The organism is Leclercia sp. (assembly GCF_036780805.1).
GTDB lineage: Bacteria > Pseudomonadota > Gammaproteobacteria > Enterobacterales > Enterobacteriaceae > Enterobacter.
Window position 1 is genome coordinate 162,254 of record NZ_DAIQCE010000003.1, and the last position, 23,175, is coordinate 185,428.

The following is a 23,175-nucleotide window of genomic DNA, read 5'->3' on the forward strand; positions in this document are numbered from 1 at the left end:
GCCGAAAAAAAAGCCCGCACTGTTCAGGTGCGGGCTTTTTTCTTTCTTTCCTGTACGCGTCAGCCCGCACCGTTACCTGTGGTAATGATGATGGTTGTGGTAATGGTGGTGATGCTGATGCGTTTCATGGATGTTGTGTACTCTGTCATTATTATCTGTCTGTGCTGTCTACCTCTATTGGTTAAAGCATACGTGCCGCTAAGTCAACGAATTTCTGATTTAAGCGCCTTTCCCGACCCTGTCACGTCTCGCTGTCTGAGATTTTATTTCTGCCCGGATCGGGCCGTATGCAACCTATAATCTGGAATATTTAACCATAACTAAAAGCTATGACGGACGTTTACTCTGTCAGCTTTTTTTCGATATCGTGCAGCAAACGGTGCAACATTGCCGTGTCTCGCTGCGCCAGCAGACCCAACCGCTGCTGTAGCCACTCCACCATTTTTTGATCGTCAGCGACATCCAGCGACTCCAGCAGACGATCGGTGCGCGCGCGTAAAGCAGCAAGCTGGTTTTCATCGACTTGCGCTACGGGGGCAACCGGCATTTGCATCAGAGAGGCTAATTGATAGCAATACACCATGACCGCCTGGCCCAAATTCAGCGACGGATAATCTGCCACCATTGGCACGCCGGTCAACACGTCCGCCAGGGCCAGTTCGTCATTGGTCAGGCCGGAATCTTCGCGGCCAAATACCAGTGCCATCTTCGGCATCCACTGGCTTTTCTCTGCCATCAGCGGCACCAGTTCAGCCGGCGTGGCGTAGTAATGGAACTTCGAACGGCCGCGGGCAGTGGTGGCGACGGTAAACGAAATGTCGTGCAGCGCGTCCGCGAGCGTTTCGTAAGTGGTTAAATTATCAAGAATATCTCCCGAGCCGTGCGCCACACGCCGTGCCGCCGGCTCGTTATGTGCGTCACTGGCAACGATACGTAAATCGGTAAACCCCATGGTCTTCATGGCCCGTGCGGCGGCACCGATGTTTTCTGCTCTTGCGGGGGATACCAGTACAATTGACAAATGCATTTATGCTCTCTTTTTAGGCAGTTAGCCGACAAAAATGTGATGGACATCATCATATTACGCAGCGCAAATTTACAAAATTGCAACACAAATCACCGAAATAGCGTTTCACTACCATTTAAAATCGCTAAACTATTTCATGAATGAACTTTACGCGATAATGTTAAAGAATAGCACTTATCCTTATGTTTAATAATGATAATGCTTTCCGGTGATGGGTGTTGACATTGGATTCGCCTTGTTTATTAATTAATGAACGCAACTGGTTGGTTTATTGAAAAAATGTGACAAAGGCTACCAATCCGCTACGATGATTTCATCAGACTGTTAACGTGCTACAATTGAATTTGATATATGTCAACGAAGCGTAGTTTTATTGGGTGTCCGGTGTCTCTTAACCTGTTATGTTGCTGTTAAAATGGTTAGGATGACAGCCGTTTTTGACACTGTCGGGTCCAGAGGGAAAGTACCCACGACCAAGCTAATGATGTTGTTGACGTTGATGGAAAGTGCATCAAGAACGCAATTACGTACTTTAGTCACGTTACGCCGGTCATGTTAATTTGTGGCATGTATCAGGCAGGTCAGGGACTTTTGTACTTCCTGTTTCGATTTAGTTGGCAATTTAGGTAGCAAACATGCAGACCCCGCACATTCTTATCGTTGAAGACGAGTTGGTAACACGCAACACGTTAAAGAGCATTTTCGAAGCAGAAGGCTACGATGTCTTTGAAGCGACCGATGGCGCAGAGATGCATCAGATCCTTTCTGAAAATGATATCAACCTGGTTATCATGGACATTAACCTGCCGGGTAAAAACGGCCTTCTGCTGGCGCGCGAGCTGCGTGAGCAGGCGAACGTTGCGTTAATGTTCCTGACCGGCCGCGACAACGAAGTTGATAAAATTCTTGGCCTGGAAATCGGTGCGGATGACTACATCACCAAGCCGTTTAACCCTCGCGAGTTAACCATTCGTGCACGCAATCTGCTGTCCCGTACCATGAATCTGGGCACGGTCAGCGAAGAGCGTCGTAGCGTAGACAGCTACAAATTCAACGGCTGGGAACTTGATATTAATAGCCGTTCTCTGGTGAGCCCACAGGGCGACCAGTACAAACTGCCGCGCAGTGAATTCCGCGCCATGCTGCACTTCTGCGAAAATCCGGGCAAGATCCAGTCCCGTGCAGAACTGCTGAAAAAAATGACCGGCCGTGAGCTGAAGCCGCACGACCGTACCGTTGACGTGACGATCCGCCGTATTCGTAAACACTTCGAATCCACGCCGGATACCCCGGAAATCATCGCCACCATCCACGGTGAAGGCTATCGTTTCTGCGGTGATTTGCAGGAGTAATCCCGCACATCAGCTATAAAAAAACGGCGCCTTCGCGCCGTTTTTTATTTCCATAACCGCATCGCCTCTTTATCCGGCTCCGCCGGTGGCTGGGGGCGCTTCGGTTGGGAAAGCGAGTACCAGTCAAAGTGTCGGGTGAGATACATCACCGCGAACAGCGCCAGCGCCAGTACGGCCGAGCCCAGCAGCAGTGCGCTGTCCTCGGAGCGCAGCAGGAACCACATCACCACGTCCAGCCCCAGCAGCGCCAGTACAAATACGCCGCTGCGTTTCCAGCTTTTCAGCACCGCCTGCAGGTAAACCCCGTTCATGATTGCCCCCACCAGGCTGGCAATAATCCAGGCAGGTGTAAAGCCAATATGTTCTGACAGCGCCAGCAGCACCAGATAGAACAGCACCAGCGACAGCCCCACCAGCAGATACTGCATCGGGTGCAGGCGCAGCCCGGTTAAGGTTTCGAAGACAAAGAAGGCCATAAAGGTCAGGGCAATCAGCAGTATGGCGTACTTAATGGCGCGATCCGTCAGCTGATACTGATCCGCAGGGGTCGCGACCGTCACGCTAAAAGCCGGGATTGCACTCCATTCAGGTACCTCGTTGTCGTTGAACCAGCCACCGAGGTTATTGGCGAACCAGCTGCTCTGCCAGTTAGCCTGGAAACCGGAATCGCTAATCTGATGTTTAACCGGCAGGTAGTTGCCCATAAAACCCGGATGCGGCCAGTTGCTGTTGAGGGTCATGGCGCTATTACGCCCCACCGGCACTACCGCAAAGCTGCCGGTACCTGTCAGGTTCAGAGACATCTCCAGCGGGAAGCTTTTCGACGCCAGCGCTTTATCACTTAGCGGTATGTGAATGCCGGATAACGCCCCGTAAACACCCGCCCCGGGCTCGATACTTAACGTCTCACCGTTGATTTTTGAAACGCTGACCGCGCCAATGCCTCGTGAATCGCCGACGCCGACCACGATAAAAGGCTGCCCCAGGGTCATGGTTTCACCCTTCAGCCGATCCAGCTCCTCGAGCGTAAATCGGGCAGTGATTTTAAGCTCGGTGTTCCAGATCTGCCCGTCATAGATCCCAATGCTTCGCGACTCAACGTGCTGATTGCCGTTGACCTGTAGCGACTCCGGCAGGATGAAGTGCATGTAGCGCTTCTTATATTCAACCTGCTTTCCATCCTCAGACTTGAAACCGGTTTCCGTCACCGGAATGGCGACAAGCGGGCCCACCAGCTGCTGTGGGCCACTGGTGCTTTGACGCAGCGTGTTTTCGACCTCATTGCGATAGCTCTCGCGCTCCGAAATCAGATTACCCACCATAAACAGCGGGACGAGTAACAGCAGAATGCACCCCAACAGGGTGCTGACTTTCCAGAACAGGGGGGATTTCATGATAGCTCTCCTTTGTGATGAGGAGAGCCTAACTGCGCTATGTGGGGCCAGTTTGAAGTGATGTGAAGGGACGGTGAAGTGTCAGCGTGGCCGTCACGCCACCTTCAGGGCGATTGTGCAGATCGATACTGCCCTGATGCAGACGCGCCACCTCCTGGACAAAGGCCAGCCCGAGTCCGCTGCTTTTCAGCCCGTTCGCGCGCGGGAGCGAGTAAAAGCGTTCAAAAATCCGCGCCAGGGCGTAGTCCGGGATCCCACTGCCGCTGTCGATCACGGTGAGATTTACCTGCCTGTGGGCTTCCACCGCGGCAAGCTGGATCGCCCCACCGGGCGGGGTGAAGTCGATGGCGTTGTCCAGCAAATTGCCCAGCGCCTGCTCAAGCAGCTCGGGATCGCCCTCCACGCAGCACGACGTGTCCTGACGGGTCAGGGTGATGTTTTTCGCTGCCAGCGTAGCCGCACGGGCATCGGCAAGCCGCGTAAAGAGCGCATCGACGCTGACGCTTACCGGAACAATCTCTACCCGATTTTCCAGCCGCGCCTGAGCCAGGAGCTTTTCCACCAGCGACTGCATGCGCGCGTTTTGCACCAGGATATTGTCGATAAACCGGGCGGCCACCTGGGGCGGCGGCTGTTCGGCCAGAATCTCCGCCGCGCCGCGAATCGCGGCCAGCGGGCTTTTCAGCTCGTGGGTAAGCGCATGAACATAGTGTTCAATGTAATTTTTTCCCTCAAGGCGAATACGCATATTTTCCAGGGCCTGCGCCAGCTTGCGCAGTTCGCTGCTGCCCGGATCGGGCAGCGGCAACGGGGTATCGCTGGTGACCGAGTCGGCATAACGCGACAGGGTGTGAATCGAACGGTTGATCCACCAGACCACCGCCAGGCCAATCAGCAACGCAATGCCCAGTAGCGCCCCGCCGGCCCACAGGATCCGCCGCTCGCTGCGCTTGATGACCGGCGCCATCGCGCTGTTGGGTTTTCCGACCGACAGCACGCCGATAATCTTGCCCTGTTCGACCACCGGCGCGGCCACGTACATCACCGTACTCTCAGGATCGTCCGGGTTGCCAGGCGTGCTGCGAGCGCCATATTCACCGCGCAGGGTCAGCCAGACGTCGTTCCAGCGCGAGTAATCCTGCCCCACGGCACGCCCGGAGGAATCAAACACCACCCGGCCACGGGCATCGGTCATGTAGACGTGATACTCGTTACGTACTTTGTGAATGCCGCTGATATTGGCGCGAAAGGGTCGCTGATGAAGTTGGGAAAAGGCCTGCGCCAGCCTGCCCTGCTGCGCATCGCCCGAGAGCAAATCGTCCCGCCCGATTTCAGCCAGCAGCGTGGCGGTGTCGATCAGCGTTCCTTCCGTGGCCCTGCGCACGCCGGGCTTTATCTCCTGGACAAAGATCGACAGCACAAACCACGCCGCGATAGCCACAATCAGGAAATACCCCAGCAACAGCCGCATGCCAATGCGCATTAATACAATCCCAGGCTGTAGCCCATTCCGCGGTGGGTGCTGATGGGGGAAAGCTGATCGTTCACCGCCCGCAGCTTGGCGCGCAGGGTCTTGATATGGGTGTCCACGGTGCGATCGAAGCTGTCGCCCTCCTCCCCCCAGACCTTATCCATCAGTTGCTGACGGGAATAGACGCGGCCCGGGGCGTGCAGCAGCGTTTTGAGCAGCAGGAACTCGTAGCGCGTCAGCGGCAACGGCTCACCACACCAGCTGATGCGGGCGGCGGGCTCGTTCAGTTCAAACTGGCCGATACGGATAATCTCAGCGGTTGCAGCGGATTTTTGCATCCGTCGTAAAATGGTCCGCACCCGGGCGCAGACTTCCCGGGGCGAGAAGGGTTTGGCGACGTAATCATCCGCGCCGATCTCCAGCCCAAGCAGCTTATCCACCTCATCGCTACGAGCGGTCAGAAACAGCACCGGCAGCGCGGGATGCTGCGCCAGCAGCTGGCGGCACAGCTCAAAGCCGCTGATGTCCGGCAGGCCGACATCCAGAATGGCGAGCGCGGGGAGCTGTCGGCGCGCCTCCTCCAGCACGGGCAGGCCGCGTTCAAAGGCTTTCACCGCAAAGCCCTCCTGCTGGAGCATGTAGATCAGCGTCTCAGCGATACTGATTTCGTCTTCAACCAGCCAAACCACAGGTTGCTGCATGGGCTATCCCTGTATTAATGCCACGGCATAATCGGCACCGCGCTGAGGGCGTTTTTTGGCGATCCCTCCACGACCTTATCCGAGTAGGCCAGATAGGCCAGCGCGTTACGCTTCGCATCATAGAAACGCACGACCTGCAGTTTTTTGAACACCAGCGAGGTGCGTTTCTGGAACACCACTTCGCCCTGCGACTTGCCGTTTTTAATCTTATCGCTCAGCTCAACCGGCCCCACCTGCTGACAGGAGATCGCCGCATCGGAGGTGTCTTCCGCCAGCCCCAGCCCGCCTTTAATCCCGCCGGTTTTCGCGCGGCTGATATAGCAGGTCACGTTTTTCACATCGGGATCGTCAAAGGCTTCCACGACAATCTTATGGTCAGGCCCGAAAACCTTAAATACGGTATCAACGGAACCAATTTCTTCTGCCTGTGCGGCATGACCGGCCAATAACAGCAGCGTGGTGAGGATCAATGTCTTGTATTTCATATTGTTACCATATTTAAAAATTACATTGAGTCATTATTCAACAATCATGTGAAAAAAGTAGCAAGATCACAGGATTAGAATATATCCGCCCGGAATGCAGGGCAAAGCGCATTAAAGCGCAAAAAAAACACTGAATGCTAAAACATCAAAAAATGCTATTATCCGCTAACCTGTTAGCAGGGTATCTGCTGTATTAAGGATGAGGATAGTATATGGATCAGGCTGGAATTATTCGCGATCTTCTTACCTGGCTGGAAGGCCATCTGGACCAGCCTTTGTCACTCGATAATGTGGCGGCAAAAGCGGGATATTCGAAGTGGCACTTACAACGGATGTTCAAGGATGTCACCGGTCATGCCATCGGCGCCTATATCCGCGCACGTCGACTTTCCAAATCCGCCGTGGCGCTTCGCCTGACTGCGCGTCCGATTCTGGATATCGCCTTACAGTACCGCTTTGATTCGCAGCAGACCTTTACCCGCGCGTTCAAAAAACAGTTCTCGTTGACCCCTGCACTCTATCGCCGCTCGCCGGACTGGAGCTCGTTCGGGATGCGTCCGCCGCTGCGTCTGGGCGAGTTCGACATGCCGAAACACGAGATGGTCACCCTGCCGGAAACCCATCTGATCGGCACCACCCAAAGCTACTCCTGCTCGCTGGAGCAGATCTCTGAATTCCGTCACCAGATGCGGGTGCAGTTCTGGCGTGATTTCCTTAGCCACGCTCCGGCCATTCCGCCGTTGCTGTATGGCCTGAACGAGACGCGCCCAAGCCTGGAAAAAGATGACGAACAGGAGGTCTTCTACACCACGGCGTTAACGCCTGAGATGGCCAACGGCTATATTCAGGGCTCGAAACCGGTGGTGGTGGAAGGCGGTGAATACGTGATGTTCACCTATGAAGGGCTGGGTACCGGCGTGCAGGACTTTATCCTGACCGTCTACGGCACCTGCATGCCGATGCTGAACCTGAACCGCAGAAAGGGGCAGGATATTGAGCGTTACTACCCGGCAACGGATGTGAAGCCGGACGAACGCCCAATCGATTTACGCTGCGAATACCTGATTCCAGTTCGCCGTTAACGCTGTAGCTCATCTAGCGCAGGGGCATCGAGATGCGAGATATCCCCTGCCATCTCCACAATCCAGCCTGACGCCAGCCACGGGCTCTGCTGATAGTCGATACGGGAAAGCGAGCAGTTGCGCAGGCGCAGACGACGTTCAGCCCATGCCGGCAGCCCGAGGATGGTACTGACCAGGCAACCCAATGCCATACCGTGACTGACCAGCAGCGGTCGACTCCCCTCAGGCAGCTCCAGACAGGCCGCCAGCGCCGCGTGCATACGCTCGCTCATCTCCAGCATGGATTCGCCCTGCGGTATACGGCCATCTTCGGAGCCGTTAACCAGCGTACGACGCCACGCCTCTTCTTCTTCGGTCAGGGTATCGATAAGACGCTTTTCCAGCACCCCCATGTCCAGCTCGCGCAGGCGGGCATCCACAGTGACATCGCAGCCGCAGGCCTGCGCGATAATCTCTGCTGTACGTCGCGTGCGGCCTAAATCGCTGGCGATGATATGGGTGATGCCCAGCGTTCTGGCGCGTTCGCCAACCTGGCGGGCCTGTTCTTCGCCTTTGGCAGTAAGGGGACTGTCTGACTGGCCTTGAATACGTCGCTCGGCGTTCCACTGCGTTTCACCGTGGCGAACAAGGTATACCTGTAACATGCGTTTTTTCCGTTATACTGCGATGATATTTTTAGAGTTAGGCTTAATTATGCACCAGGTTGTCTCTGCTACCACTAATCCTGCCAAAATTCAGGCAATTCTAAGAGCATTCGACGAGATCTTCGGCGAAGGATCCTGCCACATTGCGTCCGTCAGCGTCGAGAGCGGCGTCCCGGAACAGCCTTTCGGCAGTGAGGAAACGCGCGCTGGCGCACGAAACCGCGTGGCTAACGCCCGGGCTGCCTGTCCTGATGCGGACTTTTGGGTGGCGATTGAGGCGGGCATTGACGAAGGGGCCACCTTTAGCTGGGTGGTTATCGAGAGCCGGGAACAGCGCGGTGAAGCACGCTCGGCCACCCTGCCGCTACCGGAGGTCATTCTGGATAAAGTGCGCGACGGTGAAGCACTCGGCCCGGTGATGTCGCAGTACACGGGCATCGATGAGATTGGGCGCAAAGAGGGGGCGATTGGGGTCTTTACCGCCGGGGCGCTGACGCGCTCAAGCGTATATCACCAGGCGGTGATTCTGGCGTTGAGCCCGTTTCATAATGCGATTTACCGTTAACAGCCGGATGGCGGCTGCGCCTTATCCGGCCCAGAGTACACATCGTCTTTTGTAGGCCTGATAAGCGCAGCGCCATCAGGCGTTTTTCAGCAAGATCTGCTCCAGCCAGTGGCGCAGCTCAACCGGCGCCGATTTCAGGCTGTTCGATCCGCGGGTGATGGTGGCGATCCCCGCCCCCAGCTCGCTTTTCAGCTCGCGCTGGCTCATCTCACCGCGCAGCAACTCCTCGATGATCCGCACCCGCGTGCCCAGCGCCTCGCGCTCGTCGGGGGTGAGCATCAGCTGCAGCAGCGGCAGATGCAGATCCTGTTCATAAGACTGGCGAAGCAGCTCCACAAAACGAAGCCACTCCTGATGACGTTGTTCGGCCATTGCCGATGAATAAGGGGAATGCTGGGTCATGTTATGCCGCCTGTTGTACTCTTAAACGAGTACAAGCATAACATAACCCACACCGATCAGTAACGTCGCTGCCACTCACTGTCGCTCATCAGGGCATCTTTCTGTCCCATGAAGTAGCGATAGTAAGCATCATACGCCAGCACGTTCTTCACATAGCCGCGGGTTTCCGAGAACGGAATGCTCTCGACAAAGGCCACCGCGTCGATGCGTCCGGCGCTGTTGCCAAGCCAGGTGCGCACCCGTCCCGGACCGGCATTGTAGGCCGCCGAGGCGAAAATGCGGTTATCGCCGAACTGGTCGTAGACGCTCTGCAGATAGGTGGTGCCGATGTTAATGTTGGTCTCCGGATCGAGCAGCTGCGACGGGCTGCTGTAGCCCGGAAGATTAAACTTCTTCACCGTATGAGCTGCAGTGGCAGGCATCACCTGCATCAGACCGCTGGCCCCAACTGGCGAACGCACTTTCGGGTTCCAGGCGCTCTCCTGACGGGCAATCGCCATCGCATAGCTCTGGGGAATATCTTTCCCACTGGTATAACGATCGAAGAGATCTTTATAGGCCAGCGGGAAACGCTCTTCGAGATGATCCCACAGCTTGCCGGCGATCGTCGCCTGCACGCTCAGATCCCACCAGCGGTTATCGAAGGCATAGCGTGCCAGCTGGGCTTTCTCGTCCACGGTGCGGCTGGTGACCAGATTTGCCCATTCACTGCGGGCGGTGTTATCCATGTTCCAGTACATCAGCTCACGCACCCGCGCCATCTCCGGCCCATTCACCAGCGCCGCATTGACGCCGGACGGCGCTTTATCAATTTTAAAGGTGTACTCTTCACCCAGCCGCTGGGCCGCCGCCATCGGATAGAAACCGCGCTGCTGCATCAGGGTACGAAGAATGGATTTCGCCTCGTCGTCGCGTCCCCGCTCCAGCAGGAGATCGGCCTGCCAGTAGCGCCATTCGTCTTTCTCTTTGGCTTCCATTGGCAGGCGCGCCAGCCAGGTGTTCAGGCCGCGACGATCGCCGTTGCCCAGCGCCATACGCACACGTCGCTCCACCAGCGAGGTGGACTGGGAGCGCATAATAGCGTCATCGCGCCAGCGTGCCTGTTCATCGGTGACATCGGTACCCATCAGTCGCCAGGCTACGATATCGCGCAGCTCCTGAATCTGATCCTCATTCAGCTGCTGCGCCTGGGCCAGGGTTGGGATCATCAGCCGGGCATTTTCCACGTCGTCCCGCGCCACGCTGGTAAAGGCCACCGCGGCCATCTGACGGGTAAAATCAGTGGAGCCGGTGTTACGGACAAAGTCCATCACCGTCTTCGGATCGTTTGCCAGCTGGATCAGGGCGCTGGAGATGGTCTGGTACTCCGGCGGCATCTGCCCGGCGAGAGTGGTGACCAGACGGGTGTTGCCCGCCTTCATTGCCAGACGGATCCGCTCGAGGTAAGCCAGCGGATCCTGCTTGCCGGAAGCGCGCCAGGCACCAAACAGCGAGTCGCAGGCGTTCGGCTGGCTTTTACCGGTGAGCCAAAGCTCTTTGGCGCCGCTCCTGGCCTCTTCTTGCTGACCCGTCGCCCACTTCGCGTAGTAGTAGTTACACTGCGCTTCGGTGGTGCCGGGCTTCTCCGGGCTGAACGCCAGCAGGCCACGCCAGTCTTCACGACGCGCCAGCTCGTTCACAAAGCGCGACTGTAAGGTACGCGCGGGCGGCAGCGTCGGGTTGGCCTGAATAAAGTTTTTGACGGTGATCGTCGGCTGGTTCATCAGATCGTCGGTCAGTTGACGGTATTCCAGGTACGGATACAGCGGATAGTCTTTTAACGTCGGCATCAATGCCTCCACCGTCTCCATCTGTCGCTGATCCCACGCCTGTTTTATCTGGGCATAGCGGTTACGTTGTTCATCCAGTGAATCGGCTCGCGCCGCGCTGCTGATGGTCAGTACGCATACGCTGGCAGCCAGCACTCGCCAGGCCACCTGTTTGGCTTTTACCACACGCTCGTCCTCTGTTAATCGTCATTAAATGCAGCATCGTGCCGCGCAAAAGCGTAATTAACTTATGCTAACCAGGCATCCCCTAACGCGCCACGTTACGGACACATTTTTACCTTTCTTGCGCGTTTTAACACTCCAGGCGTCGACGGCTGGGATTAGGCAGGGAAAAAGGCTACACTTCGCCACTATTCTCATCACGATAAAAGAGGCGAAGTCCAACGTGGCTCAATTCGTTTATACCATGCATCGTGTCGGCAAAGTGGTACCGCCGAAACGTCATATTCTCAAAAATATCTCGCTGAGCTTCTTCCCGGGCGCAAAAATCGGTGTTCTGGGTCTCAACGGTGCCGGTAAGTCCACCTTGCTGCGCATCATGGCGGGCATCGATACAGACATCGAAGGTGAAGCCCGTCCACAGCCTGGCCTCAAAATCGGTTACCTGCCGCAGGAACCGAAGCTGAACCCGGAGCACACCGTGCGCGAGTCCGTCGAAGAAGCCGTTGCCGAAGTGGTTAACGCGCTGAAAGGTCTGGATGAAGTGTACGCGAAGTATGCTGAACCTGATGCCGACTTCGATAAGCTCGCCGCTCAGCAGGGCAAATACGAAGAGATCATCCAGGCACACGACGGTCACAACCTGAACGTGCAGCTGGAGCGCGCGGCCGATGCCCTGCGCCTGCCAGACTGGGATGCCAAAATTGAAAAACTGTCCGGGGGTGAACGCCGCCGCGTCGCGCTGTGCCGTCTGCTGCTGGAAAAGCCAGACATGCTGCTGCTCGACGAACCGACGAACCACCTGGATGCGGAATCCGTCGCCTGGCTGGAACGCTTCCTGCACGACTTCGAAGGGACCGTGGTGGCGATCACCCACGACCGTTACTTCCTTGATAACGTCGCGGGCTGGATCCTCGAGCTGGACCGCGGGGAAGGTATTCCGTGGGAAGGTAACTACTCCTCCTGGCTGGAACAAAAAGATCAGCGTCTGGCGCAAGAAGCTTCTCAGGAAGCGGCCCGTCGCAAGTCGATTGAGAAAGAGCTGGAGTGGGTTCGTCAGGGCGCGAAAGGCCGTCAGTCTAAGGGCAAAGCCCGTCTGGCACGCTTTGAAGAGCTGAACAACGCCGAATACCAGAAACGTAACGAAACCAACGAACTGTTCATTCCACCTGGAGCCCGTCTGGGTGACAAAGTGGTTGAAGTCAGCAATCTGCGTAAATCCTACGGCGACCGCGTGCTGATCGACGATCTGAGCTTCTCGGTACCGAAAGGCGCAATCGTGGGCATCATCGGTCCGAACGGCGCGGGTAAATCGACCCTGTTCCGCATGATGTCCGGTCAGGAAGCCCCTGACAGCGGCACCATCACCCTGGGTGATACCGTCAAGCTGGCCTCCGTTGACCAGTTCCGTGACGCGATGGATAACAGCAAAACCGTGTGGGAAGAAGTGTCCGGCGGGCAGGACATCATGCGTATCGGCAACACCGAGATGCCAAGCCGTGCCTACGTGGGCCGCTTCAACTTCAAAGGTGTTGATCAAGGTAAACGCGTGGGCGAGCTGTCCGGCGGTGAGCGCGGTCGTCTGCATCTGGCCAAACTGCTGCAGGTTGGCGGTAACGTCCTGCTGCTCGATGAACCGACCAACGACCTGGACATCGAAACCCTGCGCGCGCTGGAAAACGCCATGCTGGAATTCCCGGGCTGCGCGATGGTTATCTCGCACGACCGTTGGTTCCTCGACCGTATCGCGACCCACATTCTGGATTACCAGGATGAAGGTAAAGTGGAGTTCTTCGAAGGTAACTTCACCGAATACGAAGAGTACAAGAAACGCACGCTGGGCGCGGACGCGCTGGAGCCGAAGCGTATCAAGTACAAGCGTATCTCCAAATAAAACGCAAAACGGCAACCAACAGGTTGCCGTTTTTTTAGGTCAGGGTGAAAGCATCAGGCCGCATGGCACTGATTGCCGGGTGGCGGCTTCGCCTTACCCGGCCTACAAAAACGTAGGCCCGGCAAGCATAGCGCCGCCGGGCAATTAGCGGCAGAAGAGTTAGCCCTTCTCCCCCATCATCTCTTTCACCAGCTCCACGCAGCGCAGGAATCGGGCGTCATAATCCGCCTCTTCCACATGCACAAAGTCGATATTGTTCGCTTCAAGCATCTCCACCAGCATGGTCTGGAACTCTTTTCTGTCTACCGAGCTGCCCAGGCTGCGCATCCCATCGGCTACCCACGGGGTGTTGTTCTCCAGCAGGATCACCAGGTCAAAGCGGTACTCGTCGATCAGCGCCTGCACAAACGGGTGCTCGCGCCCCTCGTACTTTTTACAGAACGCCTGGGTGGTGACAAAATCGGTGTCGACAAAGGCCACTTTGTTGGCATATTTCACCGCAAAATCAATGTACTGGGCATGCCCCAGCGCAATTTTGTCATAGTCGGAATACTGGAGCGCCATCTCATCACCGCCAAGGTGCGAGAAGACATAGTCCCGGCCATACTCCCAGGCGCTGGTGGTGTTGAAGATGTTCGCCAGCTTGTTGACTAGCGTGGATTTGCCGCTGGACTCCCCGCCGAGGATCGCCACGGTGCGCACAAAGAACGGCTTCACTTCCGTCGGGATGTACTCCCAGTAGCGGAACGGGTTCTCACGGATTTGCGCCCCGCTGATGTTCATAAAGGTGCGTTTCGGGTCAATCAGCACCGTTTCCGTTCCCAGATGCTGGGGATACTGCGAGGCGTCGGACTCTTCAGAGGTGTAGATCCAGTTAGGCTGGATCCCTTTCTCTTCCATAAAGGCTTTTATGCCGTTGCTCCACACGTCCCAGCCGTGCGGATACGGCTCCATGCCCTCTTCGTTAAAGGCATGAATGCGGATGTTCTTCTGGTATTTAAAGGTCTGAAGCAGCCAGCGCAGGCGATCGGAAACGGTAGGCTGCTGGGACATGGCGCTGGCTTCGAACAGCTCGCGGTCGCGCGTGTCATCGTAGCCCATGATGATATGCAGTTCGTCTACCTGGCTACAGGCGCGCTGGATCAGGTAGACATGCCCGGTGTGCAGCGGATAAAACTTGCCGAACACCACGCCGATGTTCTTCTGCATCCGCGGAAATTCGAGCCCCAGAAAGCGATGCAGCGCTTCCAGCTTCTGCGCGCTGGGGCTTTTGATTTTGGCATTCAGCAGCTGGCTTAAATAGCCCTTGGTCATACCGCTGGCTTCCGCCACCTGCTGCAAGGTGCAGCCCTTCTGGCGGATTGCGGTCTTGATATAGTCAAATGACGACATAAATTACGGTGCCTCCTGCAACAACGAATAGGTAATTATAAGTCGTCAAAGACGTTTAACGCATCTGCGAGTTTCTTAACGCCAAAAACCTGCATCCCTTCCGGTAATTTTTTCGGCACGTTAGCGGCCGGCACAATCGCCCGGCGGAAGCCGTGTTTTGCCGCCTCGGAGATACGCTCCTGGCCGCTCGGCACCGGACGGATCTCCCCGGCCAGCCCGACCTCGCCAAACACCACCAGATCCTGCGGCAGCGGACGGTCGCGCAGGCTGGAGACCATCGCCAGCAGCAGCGCGAGATCGGCGCTGGTTTCGGTCACTTTGACCCCTCCAACCACGTTGACGAATACGTCCTGATCCGCCATCTGCAGGCCGCCGTGACGGTGCAGCACCGCCAGCAAAATCGCCAGACGGTTTTGCTCGAGGCCCACCGCGACGCGACGCGGGTTGCCCATCATCGAATGATCGACCAGGGCCTGGATCTCTACCAGCAGCGGGCGCGTCCCTTCCCAGACCACCATCACTGAACTGCCGGAGGTCACTTCATCGCCGCGGCTCAGGAAGATGGCCGACGGGTTGCTGACTTCACGCAGTCCCTGTTCGGTCATGGCAAACACGCCCAGCTCATTCACCGCACCGAAGCGGTTTTTATGGCTGCGCAGGGTACGGAAACGGGTGTCGGCATCGCCATCCAGCATCACGGAGCAGTCGATACAGTGCTCGAGCACCTTCGGCCCGGCCAGGGCCCCGTCTTTGGTGACGTGACCAACCATGATGATCGCCACGCCGCGGGTTTTGGCAAAGCGCGTCAGGTAGGCCGCGGTCTCACGCACCTGGGCGACGCTGCCCGGTGAGGACTGCACGTCGGCCATGTGCATCACCTGGATGGAGTCGATCACCATCAGCTTCGGCTGCTCTTCTTCAGCAATCATGCAGATCTGCTCGATGCTGGTTTCGGAGAGCATATTCAGGTCCTGGGTCGGCAGCGCCAGGCGGTGCGCGCGCATTGCCACCTGCTGCAGCGACTCCTCCCCGGTGACGTACAGGGTTTTCATCTGCGAGGCGAGTTTGCACAGGGTCTGCAGCAGCAGGGTTGATTTCCCGGCGCCCGGACTACCGCCAATCAGAATGGCGCTACCCGGTACCACGCCGCCGCCCAGAACCCGGTCAAACTCCTTAAACCCGGTGGAGAAGCGCGGCAGGGCTTCAAGGCTGATGTCGGACAGCTTCTGGACTTTCGATACCCCCGCGTTACCCGCATAACCGCTCAGACGCTCGTTACGGGCGACGGTGGGTGAAGCGGCAACTCCGCGCACTTCGGTGATGGTGTTCCAGGCATGACAGGCGCTGCACTGCCCCTGCCAGCGCGGATAATCCGCACCACATTCATTACAAACAAATGCGCGTTTTGGAGCTTTCGCCACGTTTTACCTCTTTATTTCTGATTCACGCTGCCGGAGAGAATGCAGAACACCCCCATCAGGTCAGCATGACGGATAATGACTTCCGTCTTTTCATTCACGGTCGGTTTGGCATGGTAAGCAATGCCAAGCCCGGCCACTTTAATCATCGGCAGATCGTTCGCGCCGTCGCCAATCGCCACCGTCTGGGCAACCGGGATATCATATTTTTCCGCCAGACGGGTCAGGGTGCTGGCCTTGAACTGGGCATCGACGATCTGGCCAATCACGTTTCCGGTCAGCTTGCCGTCTCTGATCTCCAGTTCGTTGGCGACCACCGCATCCAGGCGCAGCTTGTCGCGCAGATACTCCGCAAAGAAGGTAAACCCGCCGGAGGCGATAGCCACTTTCCAGCCCAGGGTCTCCAGCTTCAGCACCAGCTGCACCAGCCCCGGCATCAGCGGCAGCTTTTCACGTACCTGCATAAGAATATTGGCGTCGGCATCTTTCAGGGTTGCCACGCGCTGTTTCAGGCTGGCGGTGAAGTCCAGCTCGCCGCGCATCGCGCGTTCGGTCACTTCGGCCACCATCTCGCCGGTACCGGCCAGTTTGGCGATCTCGTCGATGCATTCGATCTGAATGGCGGTGGAGTCCATGTCCATTACCAGCAGTCCCGGGGTTTTCAGGTGCGGGATTTTACCGAGCGGGGCGACATCCAGCCCGGCGTCGTGCGCCAGACGGGTGGCACGCTGGGTCAGGGAACCGGCCAGACGGATGACCTGATAATCTTCCACGCACCAGGAGGCGACGATCACCATCGCTGCACCCAGCTTGCTCTGATACTGGGTTAACTGCTGTTTATCCAGGCCGCGTCCATACAGCAGCCAGCCGCTACGACCAGCATGGTAGTCCAGAGGCATTACCTCATCGCCACTTAATGAGAGCGGCAATCCTGGCCAGAGAGAGACATCATTGGGCAGGTCGCACCAGGTAATGTTTGGCATTAAAGCTCCTGTAAAATCGTTCGCGCCGGGAATCATCCAGGGGGTGAAAATAACGCATGAGGCTACCTTGTAACCATCACTTCTGGCAACATTAACCCCGAAAATTTTCAGCAGGTGGAATATGGCTCGTGCAAAACTGAAATTCCGGCTTCATCGTGCCGTGATTGTCCTCTCCTGTCTGGCCCTGTTAGTGGCGCTGATGCAGGGCGCATCCTGGTTCAGCCAGAATCATCAACGACAGCGTAACCCGCAGCTTGAAGAGCTGGCGCATACCCTGGCGCGTCAGGTGTCGCTCAACGTCGCGCCCCTGATGCGTACCGAAACGCCGGATGAAAAACGCATCGGCCAGGTCCTGCATATCCTGACGGAAGAGAGCCGTATCCTTGATGCCAGCGTCTATGACGAAGAGGGCGAGCTGATAGCGCGTTCAGGCGAACATGTTGAGGTACGCGACAGGCTGGCGCTGGATGGTAAAAAAGCCGGGGGCTACTTTAACCAGCAGATCGTGGAGCCCATTCAGGGCAAAAACGGCCCGCTCGGCTATCTGCGTCTGACCCTCGACACCCATACCCTGGCCACAGAGGCAAAGCAGGTGGATAACACGACGAATATCCTGCGCCTGATGCTGCTGCTGTCGCTGGCGATTGGCGTGGTGCTGACCCGCACGCTGCTGCAGGGCAAACGCACCCGCTGGCAGCAGTCGCCGTTCCTGCTCACCGCCAGCAAGTCGGTGCCTGAAGAGGAAGAGAGCGAGAAGAAGGAATAGTGTTAAAGTAGCCAAACGATTCAGAAAAGGAACTTTGCGATGACGACGTTACGCCTGCTTATCTCTGACTCTTACGATCCCTGGTTTAACCTTGCAGTGGAAGAGTGCATCTTCCGCCAGATGCCCGCCACGCAGCGGGTGCTGTTCCTGTGGCGCAACGCCGATACGGTGGTCATTGGCCGGGCGCAAAACCCGTGGAAAGAGTGCAATACGCGCCGCATGGAAGAGGACAACGTGCGCCTGGCGCGTCGCAGCAGCGGCGGCGGCGCGGTGTTCCACGACCTCGGCAATACCTGCTTTACCTTTATGGCAGGGAAACCGGAGTACGACAAAACCATCTCCACCAACATCGTGCTGAGCGCATTGCAGGCGCTGGGGGCGACGGCGGAAGCGTCCGGGCGCAACGATCTGGTGGTGAAAACGCCCGACGGAGACCGTAAAGTGTCCGGCTCTGCCTACCGCGAAACGATGGATCGCGGTTTTCACCACGGCACTCTGCTGCTGAATGCCGATCTCAGCCGCCTGGCAAACTACCTCAATCCCGACCAGAAAAAGCTGCAGGCCAAAGGTATCACCTCCGTGCGCGGCCGGGTGGCGAATCTGGTGGATCTCCTCCCGGGCGTAACCCACGACCAGATCTGCGACGCGATCCGTGAGGCGTTTTTCGCCCACTATGGCGAACGCGTGGAAGCCGAAGTGATCTCCCCGGACAAGACACCGGATCTGCCGAACTTTGCCGAGACCTTTGCCCGCCAGAGCAGCTGGGAGTGGAATTTCGGCCAGGCCCCCGCCTTCTCGCATCTGCTGGATGAGCGTTTCACCTGGGGCGGCGTGGAGTTGCACTTCGACGTCGAGAAGGGCCACATCACGCGCACGCAGGTCTTTACCGACAGTCTTAATCCGGCCCCGTTAGAGGCGCTGGCAGCACGTTTGCAGGGCTGTTTATACCGGGCGGATATGCTGCAACAGGCGTGTGACGCGTTGATCGGGGATTTCCCGGAGCAGGAGATGGAGTTGCGGGAGCTGTCGGCGTGGATTGCTCGGGCGGTGCGCTAGGTGCAGCCTGATCCCCTCACCCCCGGCCCTCTCCCACAGGGAGAGGGAGGGAAGAGACAGAATTACTCTTTATCGCCCAGCAGAACGGATTCCAGCACGATTTTGATCATGTCGTTGAAGGTGGTCTGACGCTCAGCGGCAGTGGTCTGCTCGTGAGTACGGATATGGTCAGATACGGTGCAGATGGTCAGGGCTTTGGCACCGAACTCAGCGGCTACGCCGTAGATGCCTGCCGCTTCCATTTCCACGCCCAGGATGCCGTATTTTTCCATCACGTCGAACATCTCGCCGCCGTCTGGCGCGTAGAACAGGTCCGCAGAGAAGATGTTACCCACGCGCGCTTCAACGCCCAGCGCTTTGGCTGCATCAACCGCATCACGCACCATGCCGAAGTCAGCAATCGCCGCGAAGTCGTGATCTTTGAAACGCATACGGTTAACTTTGGAATCGGTGCAGGCACCCATGCCGATAACGATGTCGCGCAGCTTAACGTCCATACGCACGGCGCCACAGGAGCCCACGCGGATGATTTTCTTCACGCCGAAATCGGTGATCAGCTCTTTGGTGTAGATGGAGCAGGATGGGATCCCCATGCCGTGACCCATTACGGAAATTTTGCGGCCTTTATAGGTACCGGTGAAGCCCAGCATGCCACGCACGTTGTTCACTTCACGCACGTCTTCAAGGAAAGTTTCCGCGATGTGCTTCGCGCGCAGTGGGTCGCCAGGCATCAATACGACGTCAGCGAAATCACCCATTTCTGCATTAATGTGAGGAGTTGCCATCTTCAGTTCCTTTTCATTTGAATTTTTTTTGCCCGGTGGCGCTTCGCTTACCGGGCCTACGGTTTTGTAGGCCGGGTAAGGCGCAGCCGCCACCCGGCAATGACCTCAGAACATAGCTTTGCCATATTCCATGTCAGACGTACCAAAGTATTTCGCGATGGTCTGGCCGATATCCGCGAAGGTTTCACGGTGGCCCAGCGAACCTGGTTTGACTTTCGGGCCATACACCAGCACCGGAATGTGCTCACGGGTGTGGTCGGTACCGGTCCAGGTCGGGTCGCAGCCGTGGTCAGCGGTCAGGATCAGAATGTCATCTTCCCCTACCAGCTCCATCAGCTCAGGCAGACGGCGGTCGAACAGCTCCAGACCCGCAGCATAGCCTGCGACATCGCGACGGTGGCCCCAGGAGGAGTCGAAGTCCACGAAGTTGGTGAAGACAATGGTCTTGTCGCCTGCTTCTTTCATCTCTTTGATGGTGGCATCAAACAGCGCATCCAGACCGGTGGCTTTCACTTTTTTGGTGATACCGCAGTTGGCGTAGATGTCCGCGATTTTACCCACGGAAACCACGTGACCGTCTTTCTCATCGACCAGTTTCTGCAGCACGGTAGGTGCTGGCGGCTCAACGGCCAGGTCGTGACGGTTGCCGGTACGCTGGAAGTTACCCGCTTTGTCGCCAACAAACGGACGCGCGATAACGCGACCGATGTTGTAGCCGCCTTCGGTCAGCTCTTCACGGGCGATTTCACACAGCTCGTACAGGCGATCCAGGCCAAAGGTCTCTTCGTGGCAGGCAATCTGGAACACGGAGTCCGCCGAGGTGTAGAAGATCGGTTTGCCGGTTTTCATGTGCTCTTCGCCGAGCTGATCCAAAATCACGGTACCGGAAGAGTGGCAGTTGCCGAGGTAGCCCGGCAGGTTGCCGCGTTCTACCAGCTTATCCAACAGCTCCTGCGGGAAGCTGTTTTCATGGTCAGAGAAGTAGCCCCAGTCGAACAGAACCGGTACACCAGCGATTTCCCAGTGACCTGACGGGGTGTCTTTACCGGAAGAGAGCTCATGCGCCCAGGCGTAAGCACCTACCACTTCCGCGTTGCCATCCATACCGGCAGCAACCTTGCCGGTGGAGCCTTCATGGGCTTTCACCAGACCCAGACGGGTCAGGTTAGGCAGATTCAGCGGGCCCTGACGGCCATTGTTCGCTTCACCTTTTGCACAGGCTTCTGCGATGTGACCCATGGTGTCTGCACCGGTGTCACCAAAACGATCTGCGTCTTCTGTAGCGCCGATGCCGAATGAGTCCAGCACCATAATAAATGCACGTTTCATATGTTCTCCGTACTCAGTGCTTCATAAAAAAGCGATCAGATCAGTATACCGCTATTCGGTTATGCGACGATAGACGGTCGGTGTGCTTTCTGGCGCTTTATCTGCCAGAGTGATGGCGGCCTTCACGGCTTTTGCCGCATCCTGCCAGCTGTTTTCATCTTTCGCGTGGATCACCGCCAGCGGACGTTGGCCGTCAACGCTGTCGCCCAGACGGGCCATATCGGTGAAGCCGACGCTGTAATCGATGCTGTCCGATGCCTGACGACGACCGCCGCCCATCGAAACGACGGCCATGCCCAGCGCGCGGGTGTCCATCGCCGAGACAAAGCCTTCGGTATCCGCGTACACCGCTTTGCTGAGCATCGCGGTAGGCAGGTATTTGGCGTAGTTTTCTACGAAGTCGGTCGGGCCTTTCTGAGCGGCAACCATCCGGCCAAAGATCTCTGCCGCTTTGCCGTTATCCAGCACCGCCTGCAGTTTCGCACGCGCTTCGGCGTCGTCTTTGGCGAGGTTTCCGGAGATCAGCATCTCAACGCACAGCGCCATGGTCACGTCGAACAGACGCGGGTTACGGTATTCACCGGTCAGGAACTGCACCGCTTCGCGCACTTCGACCGCGTTACCGGCGCTGGAGGCCAGCACCTGGTTCATGTCGGTGAGCAGCGCGGTGGTGCGCACGCCTGCGCCGTTGGAAACGCCAACGATCGCTTCAGCAAGCGCGGCTGAGAGTTCATAGGTCGGCATAAAGGCGCCGCTGCCCACTTTCACGTCCATCACCAGCGCATCCAGCCCTTCAGCCAGTTTCTTGGCGAGGATCGAGGCGGTGATCAGCGGGATGGAGTCGACGGTCGCGGTAATGTCACGCGTGGCGTAAAAACGCTTATCCGCCGGGGCAAGAGAGCTGGTCTGGCCGATAATCGCCACACCAACGTCTTTAATAATGTCGCGGAAGCGATTGTCATCCGGGAAGATATCGAAGCCCGGAATGGCTTCCAGTTTGTCGAGCGTGCCGCCGGTATGGCCGAGGCCGCGCCCGGAGATCATCGGAATATAGCCGCCGCAGGCAGCGACCATTGGCCCCAGCATCAGTGAGGTGACATCCCCCACGCCGCCGGTGGAGTGTTTATCCACAATCGGGCCGTTAAGGTTAAGGCTCTTCCAGTCCAGAACGGTCCCAGAATCCCGCATCGCCATGGTCAGCGACACGCGCTCCGGCATCGCCATATCGTGGAAGAAAATGGTCATCGCCAGGGCCGCAATCTGCCCTTCAGAGATGGTGTTATCACGAATGCCGTTGATAAAGAAACGGATCTCTTCGTCGCTTAAAGCATGACCATCACGTTTTTTACGAATAATTTCTTGTGCGAGAAACACGGTAACCTCCCGAAAGTAGGCCGGGTGGGCGTGGCGCCAACCGGCAATTCAAAACTTAGTAGCTGCTTGCGCTCTTACCGTCGCCGTGACCCAGCGCTTTCAGCAGGCTGGCCAGCAGGCTGGAGGCACCAAAGCGGTAGTGACGGGAATCAGCCCAGTCGGCACCGAACAGCTCGTCGGCAATCGCCAGGAACTGCTGCGCGTCTTCAGCAGTACGCACGCCGCCCGCCGGTTTGAAGCCCACGGTTTTTTCCACGCCCATATCACGGATCACTTCCATCATGATGCGCGCGCTTTCCGGGGTTGCGTTCACCGGCACTTTACCGGTAGAAGTTTTAATGAAATCGGCACCCGCTTTGATGGAGATTTCAGACGCCTTACGAATCAGCGCCTCTTCTTTCAGTTCACCGGTTTCGATGATCACTTTCAGCAGCACGTTTGCCGCCGCGCAGGCCTCTTTACAGGCTTTCACCAGCTCAAAGCCGACCTGCTCGTTGCCGGCGATCAGCGCGCGGTACGGGAAGACTACGTCCACTTCGTCAGCACCGTAGGCGATAGCGGCGCGGGTCTCTGCCAGCGCGATTTCGATATCGTCATTACCGTGCGGGAAGTTGGTGACGGTGGCGATGCGCACGTCCGGCGTACCCTGCTCTTTCAGGGTTTTACGCGCAATCGGAATGAAACGTGGGTAGATACAAACCGCCGCGGTGTTGCCCACAGCGGTTTTCGCCTGATGACACAGGGCGATCACTTTCTCGTTGGTGTCGTCGTCATTCAGGGTGGTCAGATCCATCAGTTTCAGAGCGCGCAGGCTGCTGGCGGTTAAATCGGTCATAACATTCTCCCGGCGTATAGCCGTAAAATTTTACCTTGCGGGTCTGTGAGTATTCTAACATCCACCCGCATTCTCACTTCGACATTCATCACAGTTAATGAAATACGCGTACAAATTTGCATAACCGTAATGAGATCCACTTCAAATAATTTAGCTGCAACTGCTGATGAAAGCGCCAGGCACACGCGCGGGATCAAAGGCGGCCGACGGGACTCTTTCTACAATCCTTCCC

Annotated in this window: 23 protein-coding genes and 1 other annotated feature; of the genes, 6 read left to right on the forward strand and 17 right to left on the reverse strand. The window is 57.1% G+C overall.

Features of this window, described 5'->3' with window-relative positions:
- Positions 1 to 3: 3 nt before the first annotated feature.
- Positions 4 to 121 (reverse strand) — a sequence feature (Thr leader region).
- The 3 genes from thrL to yjjY form a co-directional block, all read right to left on the reverse strand.
- On the reverse strand, positions 60 to 128 hold the full coding sequence (gene thrL, locus V7Q49_RS12180) for a thr operon leader peptide (RefSeq protein ID WP_103181027.1): 69 nt from the start codon (positions 126 to 128) through the stop codon (positions 60 to 62). It overlaps the preceding feature by 62 nt.
- Positions 129 to 340: 212 nt before the next feature.
- Positions 341 to 1,027 (reverse strand): tRNA/rRNA methyltransferase, encoded by a 687-nt coding sequence (locus V7Q49_RS12185; protein WP_333851565.1) that lies wholly within the window; start codon positions 1,025 to 1,027, stop codon positions 341 to 343.
- Positions 1,028 to 1,426: 399 nt separating this feature from the next.
- On the reverse strand, positions 1,427 to 1,567 hold the full coding sequence (yjjY, locus tag V7Q49_RS12190; protein WP_001541509.1) for a protein YjjY: 141 nt from the start codon (positions 1,565 to 1,567) through the stop codon (positions 1,427 to 1,429).
- A 95-nt stretch (positions 1,568 to 1,662) separates the two neighbouring features.
- Here yjjY and arcA point away from each other — a divergent pair, with 95 nt between their 5' ends.
- Complete coding sequence (gene arcA, locus V7Q49_RS12195) at positions 1,663 to 2,379, forward strand: two-component system response regulator ArcA (protein WP_032616427.1); 717 nt, start codon at positions 1,663 to 1,665, stop codon at positions 2,377 to 2,379.
- A 44-nt stretch (positions 2,380 to 2,423) separates the two neighbouring features.
- Here arcA and creD read toward each other — a convergent pair whose 3' ends face one another.
- From creD to creA, 4 genes are read right to left on the reverse strand one after another with little or no spacing between them, the layout of a single operon-like run.
- On the reverse strand, positions 2,424 to 3,776 hold the full coding sequence (gene creD, locus V7Q49_RS12200) for a cell envelope integrity protein CreD (RefSeq protein WP_333852410.1): 1,353 nt from the start codon (positions 3,774 to 3,776) through the stop codon (positions 2,424 to 2,426).
- A 34-nt stretch (positions 3,777 to 3,810) separates the two neighbouring features.
- Positions 3,811 to 5,256, reverse strand: coding sequence for a two-component system sensor histidine kinase CreC (gene creC / locus V7Q49_RS12205; protein ID WP_333851570.1), 1,446 nt, complete (start codon positions 5,254 to 5,256; stop codon positions 3,811 to 3,813).
- On the reverse strand, positions 5,256 to 5,945 hold the full coding sequence (creB, locus tag V7Q49_RS12210) for a two-component system response regulator CreB (RefSeq protein ID WP_333851572.1): 690 nt from the start codon (positions 5,943 to 5,945) through the stop codon (positions 5,256 to 5,258). Before creB ends, creC begins: the two co-directional genes overlap by 1 nt.
- A gap of 14 nt (positions 5,946 to 5,959) precedes the next feature.
- Complete coding sequence (gene creA, locus V7Q49_RS12215; RefSeq protein ID WP_333851574.1) at positions 5,960 to 6,430, reverse strand: protein CreA; 471 nt, start codon at positions 6,428 to 6,430, stop codon at positions 5,960 to 5,962.
- 212 nt (positions 6,431 to 6,642) lie between these two features.
- Between creA and robA the strand changes: the two genes are divergently transcribed.
- A complete protein-coding gene (robA, locus tag V7Q49_RS12220) occupies positions 6,643 to 7,512 on the forward strand; it encodes an MDR efflux pump AcrAB transcriptional activator RobA (RefSeq protein ID WP_333851576.1) in 870 nt (289 codons plus the stop codon).
- On the opposite strand, the gene gpmB is transcribed toward robA, so the two are convergent.
- Positions 7,509 to 8,156, reverse strand: coding sequence for a 2,3-diphosphoglycerate-dependent phosphoglycerate mutase GpmB (gene gpmB / locus V7Q49_RS12225; RefSeq protein WP_333851578.1), 648 nt, complete (start codon positions 8,154 to 8,156; stop codon positions 7,509 to 7,511). The two genes, robA and gpmB, sit on opposite strands and share 4 nt — an antisense overlap.
- Positions 8,157 to 8,205: 49 nt before the next feature.
- Between gpmB and yjjX the strand changes: the two genes are divergently transcribed.
- Positions 8,206 to 8,721 (forward strand): inosine/xanthosine triphosphatase, encoded by a 516-nt coding sequence (gene yjjX, locus V7Q49_RS12230; RefSeq protein ID WP_333851580.1) that lies wholly within the window; start codon positions 8,206 to 8,208, stop codon positions 8,719 to 8,721.
- Between the two features lie 75 nt (positions 8,722 to 8,796).
- On the opposite strand, the gene trpR is transcribed toward yjjX, so the two are convergent.
- Positions 8,797 to 9,123, reverse strand: coding sequence for a trp operon repressor (gene trpR, locus V7Q49_RS12235; RefSeq protein ID WP_333851582.1), 327 nt, complete (start codon positions 9,121 to 9,123; stop codon positions 8,797 to 8,799).
- A gap of 56 nt (positions 9,124 to 9,179) precedes the next feature.
- Positions 9,180 to 11,117: a murein transglycosylase gene (gene sltY, locus V7Q49_RS12240; protein WP_333851584.1), complete on the reverse strand. Its 1,938-nt coding sequence runs from the start codon at positions 11,115 to 11,117 to the stop codon at positions 9,180 to 9,182.
- Positions 11,118 to 11,337: 220 nt separating this feature from the next.
- Here sltY and ettA point away from each other — a divergent pair, with 220 nt between their 5' ends.
- Positions 11,338 to 13,005, forward strand: a complete 1,668-nt coding sequence (gene ettA, locus V7Q49_RS12245; protein WP_333851586.1) for an energy-dependent translational throttle protein EttA — start codon at positions 11,338 to 11,340, stop codon at positions 13,003 to 13,005.
- A gap of 159 nt (positions 13,006 to 13,164) precedes the next feature.
- Here the strand turns inward: ettA and nadR are convergent, their stop codons facing one another.
- The 3 genes from nadR to serB are packed head-to-tail and all read right to left on the reverse strand — an operon-like array spanning position 13,165 to position 16,798.
- Positions 13,165 to 14,397: a multifunctional transcriptional regulator/nicotinamide-nucleotide adenylyltransferase/ribosylnicotinamide kinase NadR gene (gene nadR / locus V7Q49_RS12250; protein WP_333851588.1), complete on the reverse strand. Its 1,233-nt coding sequence runs from the start codon at positions 14,395 to 14,397 to the stop codon at positions 13,165 to 13,167.
- A gap of 35 nt (positions 14,398 to 14,432) precedes the next feature.
- Positions 14,433 to 15,818, reverse strand: a complete 1,386-nt coding sequence (radA, locus tag V7Q49_RS12255) for a DNA repair protein RadA (RefSeq protein ID WP_333851590.1) — start codon at positions 15,816 to 15,818, stop codon at positions 14,433 to 14,435.
- An 11-nt stretch (positions 15,819 to 15,829) separates the two neighbouring features.
- A complete protein-coding gene (serB, locus tag V7Q49_RS12260; RefSeq protein ID WP_333851592.1) occupies positions 15,830 to 16,798 on the reverse strand; it encodes a phosphoserine phosphatase in 969 nt (322 codons plus the stop codon).
- Positions 16,799 to 16,919: 121 nt separating this feature from the next.
- Here serB and V7Q49_RS12265 point away from each other — a divergent pair, with 121 nt between their 5' ends.
- Both V7Q49_RS12265 and lplA read left to right on the forward strand, forming a co-directional pair.
- Positions 16,920 to 17,564, forward strand: coding sequence for a YtjB family periplasmic protein (locus V7Q49_RS12265; RefSeq protein WP_333851594.1), 645 nt, complete (start codon positions 16,920 to 16,922; stop codon positions 17,562 to 17,564).
- Positions 17,565 to 17,603: 39 nt separating this feature from the next.
- Positions 17,604 to 18,620 (forward strand): lipoate--protein ligase LplA, encoded by a 1,017-nt coding sequence (lplA, locus tag V7Q49_RS12270; protein WP_333851596.1) that lies wholly within the window; start codon positions 17,604 to 17,606, stop codon positions 18,618 to 18,620.
- A 62-nt stretch (positions 18,621 to 18,682) separates the two neighbouring features.
- On the opposite strand, the gene deoD is transcribed toward lplA, so the two are convergent.
- From deoD to deoC, 4 genes are all read right to left on the reverse strand, one after another.
- A complete protein-coding gene (gene deoD / locus V7Q49_RS12275; protein ID WP_333851598.1) occupies positions 18,683 to 19,405 on the reverse strand; it encodes a purine-nucleoside phosphorylase in 723 nt (240 codons plus the stop codon).
- 105 nt (positions 19,406 to 19,510) lie between these two features.
- Positions 19,511 to 20,734 (reverse strand): phosphopentomutase, encoded by a 1,224-nt coding sequence (gene deoB, locus V7Q49_RS12280; RefSeq protein ID WP_333851600.1) that lies wholly within the window; start codon positions 20,732 to 20,734, stop codon positions 19,511 to 19,513.
- 51 nt (positions 20,735 to 20,785) lie between these two features.
- Positions 20,786 to 22,108, reverse strand: a complete 1,323-nt coding sequence (deoA, locus tag V7Q49_RS12285) for a thymidine phosphorylase (protein WP_333851602.1) — start codon at positions 22,106 to 22,108, stop codon at positions 20,786 to 20,788.
- Between the two features lie 55 nt (positions 22,109 to 22,163).
- Positions 22,164 to 22,943, reverse strand: a complete 780-nt coding sequence (deoC, locus tag V7Q49_RS12290) for a deoxyribose-phosphate aldolase (RefSeq protein ID WP_333851604.1) — start codon at positions 22,941 to 22,943, stop codon at positions 22,164 to 22,166.
- Positions 22,944 to 23,175 lie beyond the last annotated feature (232 nt).